This window comes from Leisingera sp. CC-HEC093 (genome assembly GCF_059429195.1).
Genome location: NZ_JCAIJR010000001.1, coordinates 177,099 through 192,169 on the forward strand (window position 1 = coordinate 177,099; position 15,071 = coordinate 192,169).

At 64.7% G+C, this 15,071-nt stretch carries 16 protein-coding genes and 2 tRNA genes; 7 read left to right on the top strand and 11 right to left on the bottom strand.

What is annotated here, in order from left to right:
* Together AC5STB_RS00875 and AC5STB_RS00880 are read right to left on the bottom strand one after the other, a co-directional pair.
* On the bottom strand, nt 1-480 hold the full coding sequence (locus AC5STB_RS00875; RefSeq protein WP_495441092.1) for a GNAT family N-acetyltransferase: 480 nt from the start codon (nt 478-480) through the stop codon (nt 1-3).
* Nucleotides 477-1,064, bottom strand: coding sequence for a TetR/AcrR family transcriptional regulator (locus AC5STB_RS00880; protein WP_495441093.1), 588 nt, complete (start codon nt 1,062-1,064; stop codon nt 477-479). Before AC5STB_RS00880 ends, AC5STB_RS00875 begins: the two co-directional genes overlap by 4 nt.
* A gap of 167 nt (nt 1,065-1,231) precedes the next feature.
* Here AC5STB_RS00880 and AC5STB_RS00885 point away from each other — a divergent pair, with 167 nt between their 5' ends.
* The 6 genes from AC5STB_RS00885 to AC5STB_RS00910 all read left to right on the top strand — a co-directional run bounded on the left by AC5STB_RS00885 (nt 1,232) and on the right by AC5STB_RS00910 (nt 6,306).
* Nucleotides 1,232-1,486, top strand: coding sequence for a hypothetical protein (locus AC5STB_RS00885; protein ID WP_495441094.1), 255 nt, complete (start codon nt 1,232-1,234; stop codon nt 1,484-1,486).
* Nucleotides 1,487-1,601: 115 nt separating this feature from the next.
* A complete protein-coding gene (locus AC5STB_RS00890) occupies nt 1,602-2,888 on the top strand; it encodes a homoserine dehydrogenase (RefSeq protein ID WP_495441095.1) in 1,287 nt (428 codons plus the stop codon).
* Nucleotides 2,889-3,045: 157 nt separating this feature from the next.
* A complete protein-coding gene (gene glpX / locus AC5STB_RS00895) occupies nt 3,046-4,032 on the top strand; it encodes a class II fructose-bisphosphatase (protein WP_495441096.1) in 987 nt (328 codons plus the stop codon).
* Between the two features lie 111 nt (nt 4,033-4,143).
* Nucleotides 4,144-5,883: a single-stranded-DNA-specific exonuclease RecJ gene (recJ, locus tag AC5STB_RS00900; RefSeq protein WP_495441097.1), complete on the top strand. Its 1,740-nt coding sequence runs from the start codon at nt 4,144-4,146 to the stop codon at nt 5,881-5,883.
* 104 nt (nt 5,884-5,987) lie between these two features.
* Nucleotides 5,988-6,062: transfer RNA gene (locus AC5STB_RS00905), tRNA-Glu, on the top strand.
* A gap of 169 nt (nt 6,063-6,231) precedes the next feature.
* Nucleotides 6,232-6,306: transfer RNA gene (locus AC5STB_RS00910), tRNA-Glu, on the top strand.
* A 203-nt stretch (nt 6,307-6,509) separates the two neighbouring features.
* Here the strand turns inward: AC5STB_RS00910 and AC5STB_RS00915 are convergent.
* The 5 genes from AC5STB_RS00915 to AC5STB_RS00935 form a co-directional block, all read right to left on the bottom strand.
* A complete protein-coding gene (locus AC5STB_RS00915; RefSeq protein ID WP_495441098.1) occupies nt 6,510-7,529 on the bottom strand; it encodes a diguanylate cyclase domain-containing protein in 1,020 nt (339 codons plus the stop codon).
* Nucleotides 7,526-8,113 (bottom strand): heme NO-binding domain-containing protein, encoded by a 588-nt coding sequence (locus AC5STB_RS00920; protein WP_495441099.1) that lies wholly within the window; start codon nt 8,111-8,113, stop codon nt 7,526-7,528. The genes AC5STB_RS00915 and AC5STB_RS00920 overlap by 4 nt, the downstream gene beginning before the upstream one ends.
* A 351-nt stretch (nt 8,114-8,464) precedes the next feature.
* On the bottom strand, nt 8,465-10,024 hold the full coding sequence (locus AC5STB_RS00925; protein ID WP_495441100.1) for a trimethylamine methyltransferase family protein: 1,560 nt from the start codon (nt 10,022-10,024) through the stop codon (nt 8,465-8,467).
* 248 nt (nt 10,025-10,272) lie between these two features.
* Entirely contained in the window at nt 10,273-10,962 is a 690-nt protein-coding gene (locus AC5STB_RS00930) for an HAD family hydrolase (protein WP_495441101.1), read from the bottom strand.
* A gap of 57 nt (nt 10,963-11,019) precedes the next feature.
* Entirely contained in the window at nt 11,020-11,304 is a 285-nt protein-coding gene (locus tag AC5STB_RS00935; RefSeq protein WP_495441102.1) for a DUF3572 domain-containing protein, read from the bottom strand.
* A 116-nt stretch (nt 11,305-11,420) separates the two neighbouring features.
* Here AC5STB_RS00935 and AC5STB_RS00940 point away from each other — a divergent pair, with 116 nt between their 5' ends.
* Nucleotides 11,421-12,815 carry a diguanylate cyclase domain-containing protein gene (locus AC5STB_RS00940; protein ID WP_495441103.1) on the top strand — a complete coding sequence of 465 codons (1,395 nt, stop codon included), beginning with the start codon at nt 11,421-11,423 and terminating at the stop codon, nt 12,813-12,815.
* On the opposite strand, the gene AC5STB_RS00945 is transcribed toward AC5STB_RS00940, so the two are convergent.
* The 4 genes from AC5STB_RS00945 to AC5STB_RS00960 form a co-directional block, all read right to left on the bottom strand.
* On the bottom strand, nt 12,803-13,294 hold the full coding sequence (locus tag AC5STB_RS00945; protein ID WP_495441104.1) for a GAF domain-containing protein: 492 nt from the start codon (nt 13,292-13,294) through the stop codon (nt 12,803-12,805). The genes AC5STB_RS00940 and AC5STB_RS00945 overlap by 13 nt on opposite strands.
* A gap of 310 nt (nt 13,295-13,604) precedes the next feature.
* The gene (locus AC5STB_RS00950) at nt 13,605-14,072 is read right to left on the bottom strand and encodes a periplasmic heavy metal sensor (RefSeq protein WP_495441105.1); all 468 of its coding nucleotides are present in this window, start codon (nt 14,070-14,072) and stop codon (nt 13,605-13,607) included.
* Nucleotides 14,073-14,092: 20 nt separating this feature from the next.
* Nucleotides 14,093-14,458, bottom strand: coding sequence for a hypothetical protein (locus tag AC5STB_RS00955; protein WP_495441107.1), 366 nt, complete (start codon nt 14,456-14,458; stop codon nt 14,093-14,095).
* A complete protein-coding gene (locus AC5STB_RS00960) occupies nt 14,451-15,032 on the bottom strand; it encodes an RNA polymerase sigma factor (RefSeq protein WP_495441108.1) in 582 nt (193 codons plus the stop codon). Before AC5STB_RS00960 ends, AC5STB_RS00955 begins: the two co-directional genes overlap by 8 nt.
* Nucleotides 15,033-15,071 lie beyond the last annotated feature (39 nt).

The following is a 15,071-nucleotide window of genomic DNA, read 5'->3' on the forward strand; positions in this document are numbered from 1 at the left end:
TCAGATGCCGGTAAACCAGCTGTACACGGTCTCTGCCCCCGCAGGCTCCGGCGTAAAACCGGCTTTTTGCAACACCCGGGCCGATGCCGCGTTTTCCTGCATGACACCGCCGGACAAGGTGACGCCGCTGCCGCGGAAATGCGCCTGCAAACCGCCGATCAGCTCGCTGGCCAGCCCCTGCCCCCAAGCACGTTCGGCAAAAAGGTAACCCAGGCTCCGGGTGTCGCTGCCTTCTTCCGGGAGGGACAGGATGATCAGCCCGATGCCCTCCCCTGACGTATTGCACAGGGCCGCCACTTCGGCCTGCTGCGACACAGCCGTCAGGAAGTCGCGGCGGCTCTGATCGCTGCCTTGTGTCTGAAACCCGTCCGGCAGCCATTGCACCACCTTCGGCGCAAACAGGCCCGCCAGTTCCGCTGCCGTCAAGTCCTGCCAGGGGGCGGCCCTCAGGCGGCCGGCCTTCAGGTCCAGCAAGCTCATGTGCTGACCGCCTTCTCCACCATGCCCCAATAGACCCGCTCCACCTCATCCAGAGACAGCCGCCCCTCTGAGCGGTACCACGTGTTGACCCCGTTCAGCATGGCAATCACCGCCAGCGTTGCAATCTTGGTGTCGGGAATAGCGAATACGCCCTGCTCCACACCTTGCTTCAGAATCCCTTCCACACCGTTCTCGTAATCCCGGCGCAGCGATTCGATGACGGTGAAGTTCTCCTCCGTCAGGTTGCGCAGTTCCATATAGGCGATGAACACCGCATCCGGGCGCTCCAGGTGAAAGCGGATGTGAAAGCCGGTGAAGGCGCGCAGCCGCTCCAGGGCGCTGTCCGCCTGCGGCACCGCGTCCCAGGCCGCCTGCAGCTCTGCCATATGGCCGGACATCAGGTTGAACAGCAGGCTCTGCTTGTCTGGCGTGTAATTGTAAAGCGCGCCCGCCTGCACCCCGACCTCCTTGGCGATCTGGCGCATCGAAACCGCGGCATAGCCATGCTGCGCAAACAGCCGCAGGGCCGCCTCGCGGATGCGGGGGCCGGTGATATCGGAATGAGAACCTTGGGTGCGTGCCATGGCCCGACAATAACTGAACAGTTGTTCAGAAAAAAGAGCGAATGGGCCTGCTTCGCACATCCATAGCTCCTCGGTTGCAGGACCATCCCCCAATAGCTGCGGGAATTCAATTGTGCCAGCCCGCCGGACCTCCTAAAACCGGTCCAGCAGAGCATGGGGTTTGGGCAATGCAGTTTTGGACACGGATCGCATTTTTTCTGGCTGTGGCGGCAGCCGCCGCCTGCACCCGCGTGCCTGAGCTAGAGGACCGGCTAACACCGGACCTGCGCGGCGCGGACTACCCTGCCCTGCTGCCGCTGGATGACGCGCTGGAACCGCTGGATCCGCCGCAGCAGGCCAGCCAGGATCTGCAGGATGAGCTTGATGCCCGCAGCGAGCGCCTGAAACGCCGCGCCGAAGCCATCAAAAACGCCGAACTCTGACCCCTCCGCGGCATTCCTGCCCGCACCGCTGCGCCTTGTTCCGCAGCGGCGTTGCACGCTTGCGCCGAACCCGCTAAGGCGGGGCGGACAAGTTACGGACAAAGGACCTCAAGCCATGACAGAACCGCTTCGCCTAGGGATCGCAGGCTTGGGCACCGTCGGCATCGGCGTGGTGAAGATCATCCGCCGCCACGCCGCGCTGCTGGAGGCGCGGACCGGACGCCCTGTCGTGATCTCTGCCGTATCGGCCCGCGACCCGGACAAGGACCGCGGCGTACCGCTCAGGGATTACGCCTGGGAGACCGATCCGGTTGCGCTGGCCGTGCGCGATGACGTTGATGTGTTTGTCGAACTGATGGGCGGCCATAACGGTGCCGCCAAGGCCGCAACCGAAGCTGCACTGGCCGCCGGCAAGGACGTGGTCACCGCCAACAAGGCGTTGCTGGCCATCCACGGCCAGGAACTGGCGGAACAGGCCGAGGCTGCCGGCCGGGTGATCCGCTTCGAGGCCGCCGTTGCCGGCGGCATCCCGGTGATCAAATCCCTGACCGAAGGTCTGGCAGGCAATGAAATCACCCGCGTCATGGGGGTGATGAACGGCACTTGCAACTACATCCTGACCCAGATGGAGGCCACCGGCCAGGGCTACAACGCCCTGTTCGAGGAATGCGGCCGCCTGGGCTATCTGGAAGCCGACCCGAACCTTGATGTCGGCGGCATCGACGCGGGCCACAAGCTGGCGCTGCTGGCCTCCATCGCCTTCGGCACCAAACCGGCCTTCGACAACGTGGAACTGGAAGGCATCCAGCGCATCCAGTTGGACGACATTCGCGCCGCCGCCGACATGGGCTACCGCATCAAGCTCCTGGGCGTGGCGCAGCGCACCGCCCGCGGGCTGGAACAGCGCATGTCGCCCTGCCTGGTGCCCGACGATTCCCCCCTTGGCCAGCTGGAAGGCGGCACCAACATGGTGGTGATAGAGGGCGACGCCATCGAGCAAGTGGTTCTGCGCGGCCCCGGCGCTGGCGAAGGCCCCACTGCCAGCGCGGTGATGGGCGACATTCTGGACCTTGCGCGCGGCCTGCGCATTGCCACTTTCGGCCAGCCTGCCACCTCCCTGCAGGATGTGCCCGCCGCCCAGACAGGTCTGCCCGCGCCATTTTACCTGCGCATGGGACTGCTGGACAAACCCGGCGCACTCGCCAAGGTCGCCGCCATTCTGGGCGAGGCCGGTGTGTCAATCGACCGGATGCGCCAGTACAGCCACAAGGCACCAGTGGCGCCGGTGTTGTTTGTCACTCACAAGTGCACCCGCGCCACCCTGGACGTGGCGCTGGAAGGCCTCACCGCCACTGACGTTGTCGATGGCACTCCGGTCGCGCTGCGCATCGAAGAGGTCTGAGCCGGGCGCAATCCGGCGGAAATCGGCAATTTTGGGGGCTGCAGCCGGGCTTTCCTGCCGCGGCAGCCCCTATCGCCCCTTGCGAGCCTGCCCCGCCACGCGCTATTCGGCTTGAAACGCCCATTTACATCTGACCCGTTGAGACAGGATTTCCGGTATGACATCGAACACCTCTGACGCGCCCTTTCATGACCGCATGCTGTCGCTGGGCCTCGCCCGCGTTGCCGAGCAGGCAGCACTTGCCTCTGCCTCGCTGATCGGCCGGGGTGACGAGAAAGCCGCTGACCAAGCTGCGGTCAACGCCATGCGCGAGCAGCTGAACCTGCTGGATATCGCAGGCGTGGTGGTGATCGGCGAAGGCGAGCGCGACGAGGCGCCAATGCTGTACATCGGCGAGGAAGTCGGCACCGGCAACGGCCCCGGCGTTGACATCGCGCTGGACCCGCTGGAAGGCACCACCCTCACTGCCAAGGACATGCCGAACGCGCTGACCGTGATCGCCATGGGCCCTCGCGGTTCCATGCTGCACGCGCCGGATACCTATATGGATAAGCTGGCGATCGGCCCGGGTTACGCTGACGGTGTGGTCTCGCTGGACATGTCCCCGCGGGAACGCGTCGAGGCGCTGGCCAAGGCCAAGGGCTGCGCGCCGTCCGACATCACCGTCTGCATCCTGGAACGCCCGCGCCACGAGGCGATGATCGCGGAAGTGCGTGAAACCGGCGCCGCCATCCGCCTGATCACCGACGGCGACGTGGCCGGCGTCATGCATTGCGCCGAAAGCGATGTGACCGGCATCGACATGTACATGGGCCAGGGCGGCGCGCCAGAGGGCGTGCTGGCGGCAGCCGCGCTGAAATGCATGGGCGGCCAGATTTTCGGCCGTCTGCTGTTCCGCAACGACGACGAAAAGGCCCGCGCCGCCAAGGCCGGCATCACCGATCTGGACCGGATCTATTCCCGCGACGAAATGGTCACCCAGGACGTGATCTTCGCCGCAACCGGCGTGACCGGCGGTTCGCTGCTGCCCGCCATTAAGCGTACTCCGGGCTGGGTTGAAACCACCACCCTCCTGATGCGCTCCAAGACCGGCTCGGTGCGCCGTATGTCCTACCGCACGCCGCTGGAACCGCATCAGAAGTAAACCGGCCCAGGGCCGGGAAGCGGCTTGCGCCGCAGCCTCCGGCGGGGATATTTAGAGCCAGAAGAAGGGCCGGATCCGATTGGGTCCGGCCTTTGCACTTGAGGGATACGCATGAGCTTTTTGGGTGTTGAGCAGTCCTTGACCGGCCGCCGCTGGGTTGGCCCCGGGGTTGAGGTGGACCGCGCGTCCGAGATGATGGCGCAGCAGACCGGCCTGCCCCGTTCTGTCTGCCAGGTGCTGGCCCGGCGCGGCGTGCCTGCAATGGAGGCCAAGGGTTTCCTGGAGCCGAAGCTGAAAGAGCTGCTGCCGGACCCGCGCGAGATGAAGGACATGGAAGCCGCCGCCGTGCGTTTCCTGGAAGCGGTGCGGCGCAGGCAGCGGATTGCCGTTTTTGCCGATTACGACGTCGACGGCGGCAGTTCGGCAGCGCTGCTCCTGGTCTGGCTGCGGCAGATGGGGCTGGAGGCCACGCTTTACATCCCCGACCGCATTGACGAAGGCTATGGCCCCAACGTGCCAGCCATGCAGGAGCTTGCCCGCGCCCACGACCTGATCATCTGCGTCGATTGCGGCACCCTCAGCCACGAACCCATCGCCGCCGCAAAAGGCGCCGATGTGATCGTGCTGGACCACCACCTGGGCGGCGAAACGCTGCCGGATTGCGTGGCGGTGGTGAACCCCAACCGGCAGGACGAAAGCGGCGATCTCGGGTATTTCTGTGCCGCCGGCGTGGTGTTCCTGATGCTGGTCGAGGCAGGCCGGCAGCTGCGCGAGGGTGGCGCCAAAGGTCCGGACCTGATGGCCCTGCTGGACCTGGTGGCCCTGGCCACCGTCGCGGATGTCGCGCCTCTGATTGGTGCCAACCGGGCGCTGGTGCGCCAGGGGCTGAAAGTGATGGGCGCGCGCAAACGCCCCGGCCTGGTGGCTTTGTCAGATGTTTCCCGCATGGATTCGGCGCCCTCCACCTACCACCTCGGGTTTCTTTTGGGGCCGCGGGTCAATGCCGGCGGCCGCATCGGCAAGGCCGACCTTGGCGCACGGCTCTTGTCCACCAGCGACCCGCATGAGGCCGCCGCCCTGGCGGAACGGCTGGATGAGCTGAACACCGACCGCCGCGACATCGAAAGCGCAGTGCGCGCCGCCGCGCTTGAGCAGGCGGAAGAGCGCGGCCTGGAGGCACCGCTGGTCTGGGCCGCGGGCGCGGGCTGGCACCCCGGCGTTGTTGGCATCGTCGCCTCGCGCCTGAAGGACGCCGCCAACCGGCCCGCCATCGTGATCGGTTTTGACGGCGAAGAGGGCAAAGGCTCCGGCAGGTCTGTGTCCGGTGTCGACCTTGGCGCCTCGATCCAGCGCCTGGCTGCCGAAGGCCTGCTGGTCAAGGGCGGCGGCCACAAGATGGCTGCCGGCCTCACCGTGATGCGGGACAAGCTGGAACCGGCCATGGCGCGGCTGACCGAACTGCTGGCCAAACAGGGCGCAGGCCAGGGCGGCCCGGCCGATCTGAAGCTCGACGGCGCCTTGATGCCGGGGGCTGCCAGCGTGGACCTGATTGAGCAGATCGAGCAGGCCGGCCCCTTTGGCGCCGGCGCCCCAGCGCCGCGCTATGCGCTGCCGGACCTGCAGGTGCGTTTTGCCAAGAAAGTGGGTGAAAGCCACTTGAAGCTCTCCCTCAGCGACGGCATGGGCGGCGGCGTCGACGCGATCTGCTTTGGCGCCTTCGATACCGCGCTGGGGCCGCGGCTGCTGGAACACGGCGGCGCGCGCTTTCATTTCGCCGGGCGGCTGGAAATCAACACCTGGGGCGGCCGCCAAAGCCCGCAACTGCGCCTGGAAGATGCTGCCGAAGCCTGATTTTTCAATGGCTTGCTTCCTGTGGATAAGAAAATCCACAAAGGCGTATTTTTTCGCTTGCGGGTTTCGCCGCTTACAACTAAACACCCGCTCACGCACAGAGTGGCCCGTTCGTCTATCGGTTAGGACGCCAGGTTTTCAACCTGGAAAGAGGGGTTCGATTCCCCTACGGGCTGCCACTTTTGCCATTCCAGACAATCCCGGAAACACGCCGATCTGGCGTGATTTTTTCGTTTTATAACAACACATTAACGCGTGCAGCGGGCAGGTTGAAAAACTTCGCATTTCTGCAAAAATTCTCTTGCGCCCGTGCGGCGCAATCAGTAAACACCGCCTCACAGACAGAGTGGCCCGTTCGTCTATCGGTTAGGACGCCAGGTTTTCAACCTGGAAAGAGGGGTTCGATTCCCCTACGGGCTGCCACTTCTTCCCACCCAGATAAAAACGCTGATGGCGCAGCCGGGTATCAGGCATAAGCTCCAGGCCTGCGGCATGGGGGTCATGGCCTGTCTTGACCATGCTGCGACTGCCGGCTGCTGCAAGAAAACTCACCAGCGAAGCCCGCACAAAATTTCAGCTGCGGCGCGCGCTCTGGCCCGCACCGGCAGTCTGTTGTGGTCCGGTGATTAAGATGCTGCCGGCGCGCCCGCCTCGCCGTCCGCCTTCTCCATACCCTCGCGGTAGAAGCAATGCTGTGCCCGGCCGGCACGCTTGGCGGCATAAAGCGCCAAGTCCGCCTGATTGAGCAGCTGCTGGGCGTCGGGGACTTTCTGCCATGTGGACAGCGTGGTGCCGGCACTTGCGGAAATCCGGCAGGTCCGGCCGCCAAAAGGCACAGGCTCCTCCAGCCGCTGAATCAGCCGCTTGGCAATTGCGGCAAGCCTCACGGTGTCCAGCACCCCCTCAAGGATCATCACGAACTCGTCGCCGCCCACACGGGCCACCGTGTCCGACTGGCGGGTGCATTCCACCATCATCCGGGCAGCGTGCTGCAGAACCGCATCGCCGGCCGCATGGCCCAGCGTGTCATTGACCTGCTTGAAGAAGTCCAAGTCCAGGTGCATCAGCGCGAATTCACGGCCGCTGCTGATCAGCCGCCCCAGTACATGGTTCATTGCCCGGCGGTTCTTCAGGCCCGTCAGCGTGTCGGTGAAGGCCTGTTCCTCAGCAGCGATCTTAGCCCCCTGCAGGCGCAGGTTCAGCTGGCGCGAAGCCTCCATCGCGGCGGACTTTGCTTCCACCAGATAGAGCATTTCGATGGTCAGGTCCGTCGGCGAAAAATCCGCACTGGTCAGGTCATAATCCCGAACCGCCTCCAGCACAGAGATGCCGAAGGACAGGTTGATGAACGCCCCCTGCCCTTCGGGCAGCGGCGTGCAAACCCCTTTAAGGCCGGTCTGCGGGGCGTCGCGGAATTGCAAATGCAGCTTGCTGCCCGCGGTGCGCAGCAGATCTTCGACTGAGCGCACCGACCGCGGCCGGGACAGGTCGAACACCCGGAAGAACCGCCGCCCCTCCCAGTCAAGCTGCGGCCGGAGCTTCTTCAGCGTCGGTCCGGCGGACACGATCCGGCCCTTGCCGTCAACGATGGCGTACATCGGACAAATCACACCCGCCATTCCGGTCAGCTGCTGGAGTGTCATCATAACGAATGCGCCCCTAAATCAAACTCGCGGCCTGCAGCAAATTTTGTTTCCACAAGCGTGATCGAGATTAACTCGGCATCATCCTGCGTGCCATGGTGATCCAGAAATACAAGATCCCCATAATCGTCTGCCATCGCCCGCAGCACCCCCATCAGGACGTGCGCATAGCCAGGCAGCCCCGGCTGGCAGACCAGTGCGAACTGGTCAGGCGCCTGCTCCAGAAGCTCCAATCCCGGCAGATGCAAATCCGACACCGCCAGCCGGGCCCGGTCCGGCAGATCATCCAGGGAATGCAGGAATTCGACGTAATTGACACCGCCAAACCGCAACAGCCTGCGCAAGGCCTCCACCTGGGGATTTGACACCAGGAATGTGCCCATATCCTCCAGCATTTCCGGCAACGGACGTGCCAGCACCTTTTCCATTGCTGACAGCATTTGGCCGGACTGCTCTTCGGTGTAAAAAAGCATGGCTTCGAACTCGGTAAATCCGAGCCCCGTTTCTTCCATGACCTCTTCCCACCGGTCCGCACCGTAAGTACTTGTCACAAAAGCCTGAATCGCCCTGTTGATCAGACCGTGCATTCAATGGCCCCTCTTTGCCTATGCTGCAGTTTTGACGCCTGCAGGTTAAGAAAGGCCCAACAAAACAAATTTGCGGATAAATTTGCGTGCAATTCCGCCGCCTTACTTAACCTAAACGCGAAACCAGCCCCCCAGCGCATGCACCCGGCCCCTAGCCATATCCTGCTGAAGACCCAGACAGCACCAGTGCCGCTGACGCTCCCTTATGCTCCACCCCCTAGTGGACCGTCACGCCCGCTGAGGCAAGCCGGCAGCGCGCACCGGCACCGAACCGGCGGCGATCCTCCGCCGCTGCCTCCGGAAACAAAAAAAGCGGAGGCCCGCCTCCGCTTTTCCCGCCTTTCGGACAAATCAAAAATCTGTGGGGGCGCCGCCTTCCGCTTTGCGGCGGGCGACAAAATCGGCCAGCTCGCTGCGGATACCGTCATCCATTGGCGGCTCCTCGAAGGAGCCGATGATCTCCTTGAACATCTTGTGCGCCCGTTCAGCGGTCCAGGTGGCGCCAGCCTGTTCCCAGGCCTCGTAGTTGCGCCAGTCGCTCAGGAAGGGCTGGTAAAACGCCGTGGCATAGCGGTCCTGGGTATGCTGAATGCCAAAGAAGTGACCGTCATTGCCGACTTCCCGGATCGCATCCAGGGCAATTTCCTCCGGCCCGGTCGCAGAGATTTGCGGCTGCATGTAGCGTTCGATCTGCTGCAGGATTTCGCAGTCCATGATGAACTTCTCAGGGCTGGCGATCAGGCCGCCTTCCAGCCAGCCGGCCGCGTGGTACACCATGTTGGTGCCCGATTGCACCGCCGCCCACAGCGAATTCGAGGTTTCCCAAACCGCCTGACCGTCCGGCACATTGGCAGCGCAGACCCCGGAGGAGCGCATCGGCAGGCCATAAAACCGCGCCATCTGCCCGGTCATCTGGGTTGACCGCATGTACTCCGGCGTGCCGAACGCCGGCGCCCCTGACTTCATGTCAACGTTGGAGGTAAAGGTGCCGATTACGCAAGGCGTGCCCGGGCGCACATACTGAAACAGCGCAATCGCACAGAGGCTTTCGGCAATCGACTGCGCCACTGCTCCGGCCATGGTCACCGGCGCCATCGCACCGGCCAGGGTAAAGGGCGACACCACAATCGCCTGGCCGCGCCGCGCCAGCCGCAGGCAGCCGTCGATCATCGGGAAGTCGTGCTTCAGCGGCGAGGTGGAGTTGATGTTGGTGTACATATGCGGCGTGGCGTCGAATTCGTCATGGCTGAGCCCGCCGGCAATCCGCACCATCTCCATCACGTCCTCGACCCGCTCCTTGCCCAGGGAATAGGCATGCATCGCCTTGTCGGTGAGCGTCAGCTTGTCATAGAGCACATCCAGATGCCGGACCGAGGCGTGGATATCCACCGGCTCCACCGGGTAGCCGCCGGCAAAGTGGATGCAATTGAAGTACTGCGTCAGCTTCAGCAGGTTGCGGCACTGCTCCCGGTTGCCCGCCACCTTCCGGTTCAGCTCCATATCCCAGTAATTCGGCGGCGAGGACACGTTTCCGAACAGGATATGGTTGCCGCCCAGGGGGATTGTCCGGTCCGGGTTGCGCGGGGTGATAGAGAATTCCCGCGGCGCCTTGCCCACCATCTCCATGACGAAATCACGGTCCATTCTGACCAGTTCGCCCTCGACCTTGACACCCGCCTCTTTGAAGATCCCCAGCGCCTCTGGGTTCAGGAACACCACGCCGATCTCTTCCAGGATGCGCATTGCGCCCTCGTGGATCGCCTGAATGCCCTCTTCGCTCAGGGGTTCTGTCGGCCGGTCGATGTTGACCGGAACCTGCCAGGGCATCTGCTCCAGCACGGCACTGCCGCGCCGGGCTGCCGCGCCTGCCCTGCCCCCGCCCCGCCGTTTTCGTGCGCCTGTCTCTGCCATGCCACCCTCCCCTGGGTCCGCGTTTCCTGAGTGCTGATCGCCACCCACTGTGCCAAACCCGCCTGCCGGAACCTGTCAGTTCCCGACCCCGGCTGTCGTTTTTCCTTCATCAAGCGCCGGGCCGGCCATTTTCTGTACACTTATGCCCAGTGCGCCGCGCAAGAAAACCGGCGCACAAGGGTCCTGCGCCGGCTCAGCATGTCCAGCCCGCCGGCAGCTGCAGGCATCAGGTCAAGGCAGCGGTTTGATCAGCGGTCGAGCCAGCCGGGGATATGGCCGATATCCGGCAGCACGGTATCGGCGAGCGGCAGCAATTCCTCGCGCAGCGCCAGGCCGGTCAGCACCCCGATCCGCAGCATCCCAGCGGCGGCACCGGCCTCCAGATCGTGGCGGCTGTCGCCCACCATTGCCGTGCGGGCCGGATCCACCCCCGCCGCCCTGCAGAACGCCAGCAGCGGGTCCGGGTCCGGCTTGGCGCCATGGCCGCTGTCGCACCCGGCAACAAAGGCAAAACGGTCCAGCACACCAGCCCGCTGCAGCTGGCTCTTGGCGGAAAACTCAGCGTCGTTGGTCATCACACCCAGCACCTTGCCGCGCGCCAGAAGGCCGTCCAAGAACTCCGCCAGCGGCACCGCCGGCGCCAGTTCCGCCTCAGCCGCGCTCTGCGCCAGATACTCTGTCAGCTCCCCAAGGCTCATGTGCGCAACATAGGGGGCAAGCGTCTCTGCCACCTCGTCGTTGGAGCCGGCGATAACCAGGCTGTCGGGATTGAATGCCGCGCGCTCCAGGTCATAGCTGATCGCTTCTGCCATCGCCTCTTTGACAGCCAGGTCTCCCCGTGAAAGGACGTCCAGCAAATCTGCGGCCCAGCCATTCCAGGTGGCCGCAAAGTTGAACAGAGTTCCGTCCTTGTCGAACAGAAAGGCATCAACGGGCATAGCGGGTCCTTTTTCTACGGGTTTCGGTCAGGACCCTAGGCACAGCCCTGTGCGATCTCAAGTCCAGTTCACCTGGGAACCGCCCGGAAGCGACATCCGGGCCTGCATCGGCATCTCATAGGCCAGCCCTTCGCCATCGCAGAACTGGATCACCCAGGCGTCATCCATCGTTAAGAAATCGAGCACCGAACCAAGAAACTCAGGCTCCGCCGCCCGCGCCCGCAAATCCGCCTCGCTGGCACCGGTGGTACCCAGAAACACCGGCAAAAGCTCATCATTTCCGGCCAGCCAGGCCAGGGCTTTCAGCGCCAGAGTCTCAGCGCCATCGGCGGAAATCCGCATGTTCCCCACTTTCCTGCCGCATTGCGGCCAATTTAGTAAAAACCCGAAAGGTTTTTTTAACCAGTCTCAGCAGAAACTGTAAGCCATAGGATTTGCAAGGGGCGAAAGGATACCGCGTGCAAGGCACTATCCTGGTCATCGACGGCGTTTCCACCAACCGCATCATGCTGAAGGTGCAGCTGGCGGCTGCCTATTACGATGCGGTCCAGGCCGGAAGCGTGGCTGAGGTGCTGCAGGCCGCACGCAGCTGCCGCCCCGATCTGGTGCTCACCGCCATGTCGCTGCCTGACGGCACCGCTGCCGACGTCAAACGCGCGCTGGCCGGGGATGAGGCGCTGGCCGACCTGCCGGTGATCGCGGTCTCCGATTGGGAGGGGCAGAGGGCCCGGCTGCAGGCGCTGGCGGCAGGCATTGACGACGTGCTGCAGCAACCGGTGGACGACGTGATCCTGCAGGCCCGCATCCGCAGCCTTCTGCGCGCCCGCAGCGCCAGCGAAGAACTGAACCTGCAGCGCGACGCCTCGCACGGCTTCATCCTGCCGCTCAGCGACCGCGCCTGCAGCGAGGATCTGCGCAATGCCGCCGTTGCCCTGGTGGCAGAGGATCCCCGCACCGCCATGGCCTGGCGCGACCACCTCTCGGGCCGCCTCCCCTATGAGCTTCGCACCCATGCCATCAGCGACATTCACGGGCTGATGCAGGCGCCGGTGGCCGATGCCATCATCATTGAGCTGAACGAGGCCTCGGCCGGCCCTGGCCTGCGCCTGCTCGCCGATCTGCGCGCCCGCGCCGCCACCCGCAAATCGGTGGTGATTGCCGTACCCAACCCGGCTGACCCCGCCATCGCGGCGGAAGCGCTGGATCGCGGCGCCCATGACGTGCTGCAGAACGGCTTTGATGTAGAGGAGCTGGAGCTGCGCCTGAACAGCCAGCTGCAGCACAAAATCCGCGCCGACCGGCTGCGCGACAGTGTCCGCAACGGGCTGCGCGCGGCAGTGCTGGATCCGATGACCGGCCTCTATAACCGCCGCTATGCCAGGCCCTTCCTGGACCGGGTGGCGCATTCGGCGGCGGAAACGGGCGGAAAGTTCGCAGTCATGCTGGCCGATCTCGACCATTTCAAGCGGATCAACGATCTCTATGGCCACCCTGCCGGCGACGCGGTGCTGATCGAGGCCGCCCGCCGGATGCAGGCGGTGCTGGGGCCAGCCGACCTGCTGGCGCGTGTCGGCGGCGAGGAATTCATGGCGGTCCTGCCGGGCGCCACCGAGGCAGAGGCGGGCCTGGCCGCCATCGCCCTGTGCAACGCCATCAACAGCACGCCGTTTCAGGTGCCCGGCGCCGCAGAGCCGGTCAAGGTCACCATCAGCATCGGTGCAGTGATGGGCGGCGCAGGCAAGGACAGCAGCGCCTCTGCATTGGTCGAAAAAGCAGATCAGGCGCTCTACAACGCCAAAGATGCCGGCCGCAATCAGGTCACCCTGCCGGCGGCCTGCACTCAGGCGGCCTGACCTGCAGCAACCAGCTGGCGGCCAACCGCCTCGCTCAGCTTTGCCATCATTTCCAGCTCCGCGCCATCAAACGGTTCCCGCGATTCGATGGCTGTGAAGTTCACCGTCCCCCAGCGCGCGCTGCCGAAACGGATCGGCGCCCCGATGTAGGTTTCCAGCCGGAACATGTTGTAGCAGGGATGCCCGGCAATCTCCGACTCGCTCGCCTCGTGAAACGCCAGTGGCCCGTCTGCCTGCAAGGTGTGGATGCAGTATGTGTTTTCCAGTTCGAACGCGGTGCCGGGATCAACCTCCGCATCCTCCGAAACGCAGTAAACGATAACGTATTTGCTGCCCTGGACGTTGCTCACCAGCGCAGACGAGGTTCCGAACAATGTGTTTCCCTGCGCCAGAAGGTGGCGGATTTTTTCCTTCGGCCCCAGATCCTGACGCTCAATGATCGACTGAACAGCTGCCGCAGCGCCTGACGTGTCACCCATTCTGCCGGCCGCGCCTGTCTCAATGCCCGTCATCTTGCCTGTGTCCTTCTTCCAGTTTCACCTCAGCACCAGCTGCACGCCAGCCTCTGCGGGCGGCTATTCTGCCCCGGCAAGAGGACCGCAGCGGCCTGATGGCCTTGGAGCACGCCCCGTCATTCTGAGCAACATTTACGTAACAAGCCAGACCAGCCCCGCAACCCCAGTGGCCTCCGTGGCACAACGTTACCGCAAAGCAATAGGGAGGGGCGGAAAAGGGCCGCGGCGGAATCCTGCCGCACAGGTCTCCGCCGCGACCGCATGCAAGGGCAGCCTAATCCTCTCCGCGCCAGCCATGGCGTTTGCCTTTGCCGCGGCGCTGCATCCGCTCTTCCATGCGGGTGGCGAAATCCAACCGTTGCTGCGGCGTCATCGCTTCCAGCTTGCGCACCCAGGCCTCCTGCACGCTGGTGTGAAAGGCATGCCGTGCCTCTGACTGCCCGCGCAGCAATTGCAGCAGTGCGGTGCTATCAAACGTCTCGCTGCGCAGCGCCGCAATCACCGCCTCGCCCTCCGCATGGCGGCGCTTCAGGAAACTGCCGTGGCTGCCGCCCGCTTCCTGCCGCAACGCTTTGCGGGTCTCGCGGTCCAGCTCGCGGAAGATCATCGCCCCCACCGACGGCGGCCGCTGCCAGTGCCGGTCCTTGCCGGAAAACCGCCAGGCCGCCCCGGCGGCAATGCCGATCACCGCCAGGTTCAGCGCCAGCGATCCCGCCAGCAGCAGCTTCAGCCACAGTTTCATCCCGGGTTTTCCCTCCGCAGTCATTGCAGATCCTCGCTCAGCATCAGCGCCATGTCATAGCTGCCGTCCGCAAACGCGGTGCTGCTGTCTTCATATCCGGCCAGCGCCACAGGGTCCGGCACAAACGAGGGCGGCGCCAGACCGATCCACACGCCTGCCGCACTGGCGGCAGCCAGCCCGCCCAGCGCCGGCCAGCCGCCCAGCGCCTCCGCCAGCTGCCGCCACAGAGGCTGCCGTGCCGGCTCCGCAGGCTGGTATCCCGGCTGAACACGTGCGGCATCCGCCAGAACGGCGGCGTTCAGATGCTCCGGCAGCGCAGGCCGTTCGCTGCGTGCCGCGGCAAACAGCTCTTCCAGCGCCTGATGTGCTTTGTCCGTGTCAGCCATCGTCATACCCCAATTCTTCGCGCCGCCCGGCCAGGGCCGCGGCCAGCGCCCGTTTGCCCCGGGCGGTGAGACTTTCCACCGCCTCGACGCTGATGTCCATGATCCCGGCAATCTCCGGGTTCGAAAGCTCTTCCAGGTGCCGCAGCACCACCGCCTGCCGCTGCCGCTCCGGCAATTGCATCAGCGCCGCCTGCAGCGCATCCTGCCGCGCGCCCTCCTGCAGCTGCTCCGCGGCTGAGCGGCCCGGGTCCGGCGGTTCCGGCACCGCATCCAGATCCACATACCCGCCACGGGCGCGCCGCTTGCGGTCGATGCACAGGTTCATCGCCACCCGGTACAGCCAGGTCGACACCTGCGCCTCCCCGGGCCGCCAGTCCGGCGCCATCTTCCACAAGCGCAGCATCGCCTCCTGGGTCACGTCCTCGGCCTCGGCGCGGATCCCCATCACCCGCATCGCCACACCAAAGACCCGCGGCCCCAGACGCGCGGTCAGTTCCGCTGCCGCCCGGCTGTCGCCATTGGCATAGAGCACCAGAAGCGCATCGTCAGAGGCCTCCTCCGCCGATGCGCTCATGGCTGCCGGACCCGCACCCAGGGTCCGGCGCCGCGACAT

Bases quoted from the DNA above. Each gene is read 5' to 3' on its own strand.
- recJ (WP_495441097.1), top strand. From the start codon at position 4,144: ATGAGCTTTTTGGGTGTTGAGCAGTCCTTGACCGGCCGCCGCTGGGTT.
- AC5STB_RS00955 (WP_495441107.1), bottom strand. From the start codon at position 14,458: ATGGCTGACACGGACAAAGCACATCAGGCGCTGGAAGAGCTGTTTGCC.
- AC5STB_RS00960 (WP_495441108.1), bottom strand. From the start codon at position 15,032: ATGAGCGCATCGGCGGAGGAGGCCTCTGACGATGCGCTTCTGGTGCTC.
- AC5STB_RS00875 (WP_495441092.1), bottom strand. From the start codon at position 480: ATGAGCTTGCTGGACCTGAAGGCCGGCCGCCTGAGGGCCGCCCCCTGG.
- AC5STB_RS00890 (WP_495441095.1), top strand. From the start codon at position 1,602: ATGACAGAACCGCTTCGCCTAGGGATCGCAGGCTTGGGCACCGTCGGC.
- AC5STB_RS00915 (WP_495441098.1), bottom strand. From the start codon at position 7,529: ATGATGACACTCCAGCAGCTGACCGGAATGGCGGGTGTGATTTGTCCG.
- AC5STB_RS00885 (WP_495441094.1), top strand. From the start codon at position 1,232: ATGCAGTTTTGGACACGGATCGCATTTTTTCTGGCTGTGGCGGCAGCC.
- AC5STB_RS00945 (WP_495441104.1), bottom strand. From the start codon at position 13,294: ATGGGTGACACGTCAGGCGCTGCGGCAGCTGTTCAGTCGATCATTGAG.
- AC5STB_RS00925 (WP_495441100.1), bottom strand. From the start codon at position 10,024: ATGGCAGAGACAGGCGCACGAAAACGGCGGGGCGGGGGCAGGGCAGGC.
- glpX (WP_495441096.1), top strand. From the start codon at position 3,046: ATGACATCGAACACCTCTGACGCGCCCTTTCATGACCGCATGCTGTCG.
- AC5STB_RS00880 (WP_495441093.1), bottom strand. From the start codon at position 1,064: ATGGCACGCACCCAAGGTTCTCATTCCGATATCACCGGCCCCCGCATC.
- AC5STB_RS00935 (WP_495441102.1), bottom strand. From the start codon at position 11,304: ATGCGGATTTCCGCCGATGGCGCTGAGACTCTGGCGCTGAAAGCCCTG.
- AC5STB_RS00930 (WP_495441101.1), bottom strand. From the start codon at position 10,962: ATGCCCGTTGATGCCTTTCTGTTCGACAAGGACGGAACTCTGTTCAAC.
- AC5STB_RS00920 (WP_495441099.1), bottom strand. From the start codon at position 8,113: ATGCACGGTCTGATCAACAGGGCGATTCAGGCTTTTGTGACAAGTACT.
- AC5STB_RS00950 (WP_495441105.1), bottom strand. From the start codon at position 14,072: ATGAAACTGTGGCTGAAGCTGCTGCTGGCGGGATCGCTGGCGCTGAAC.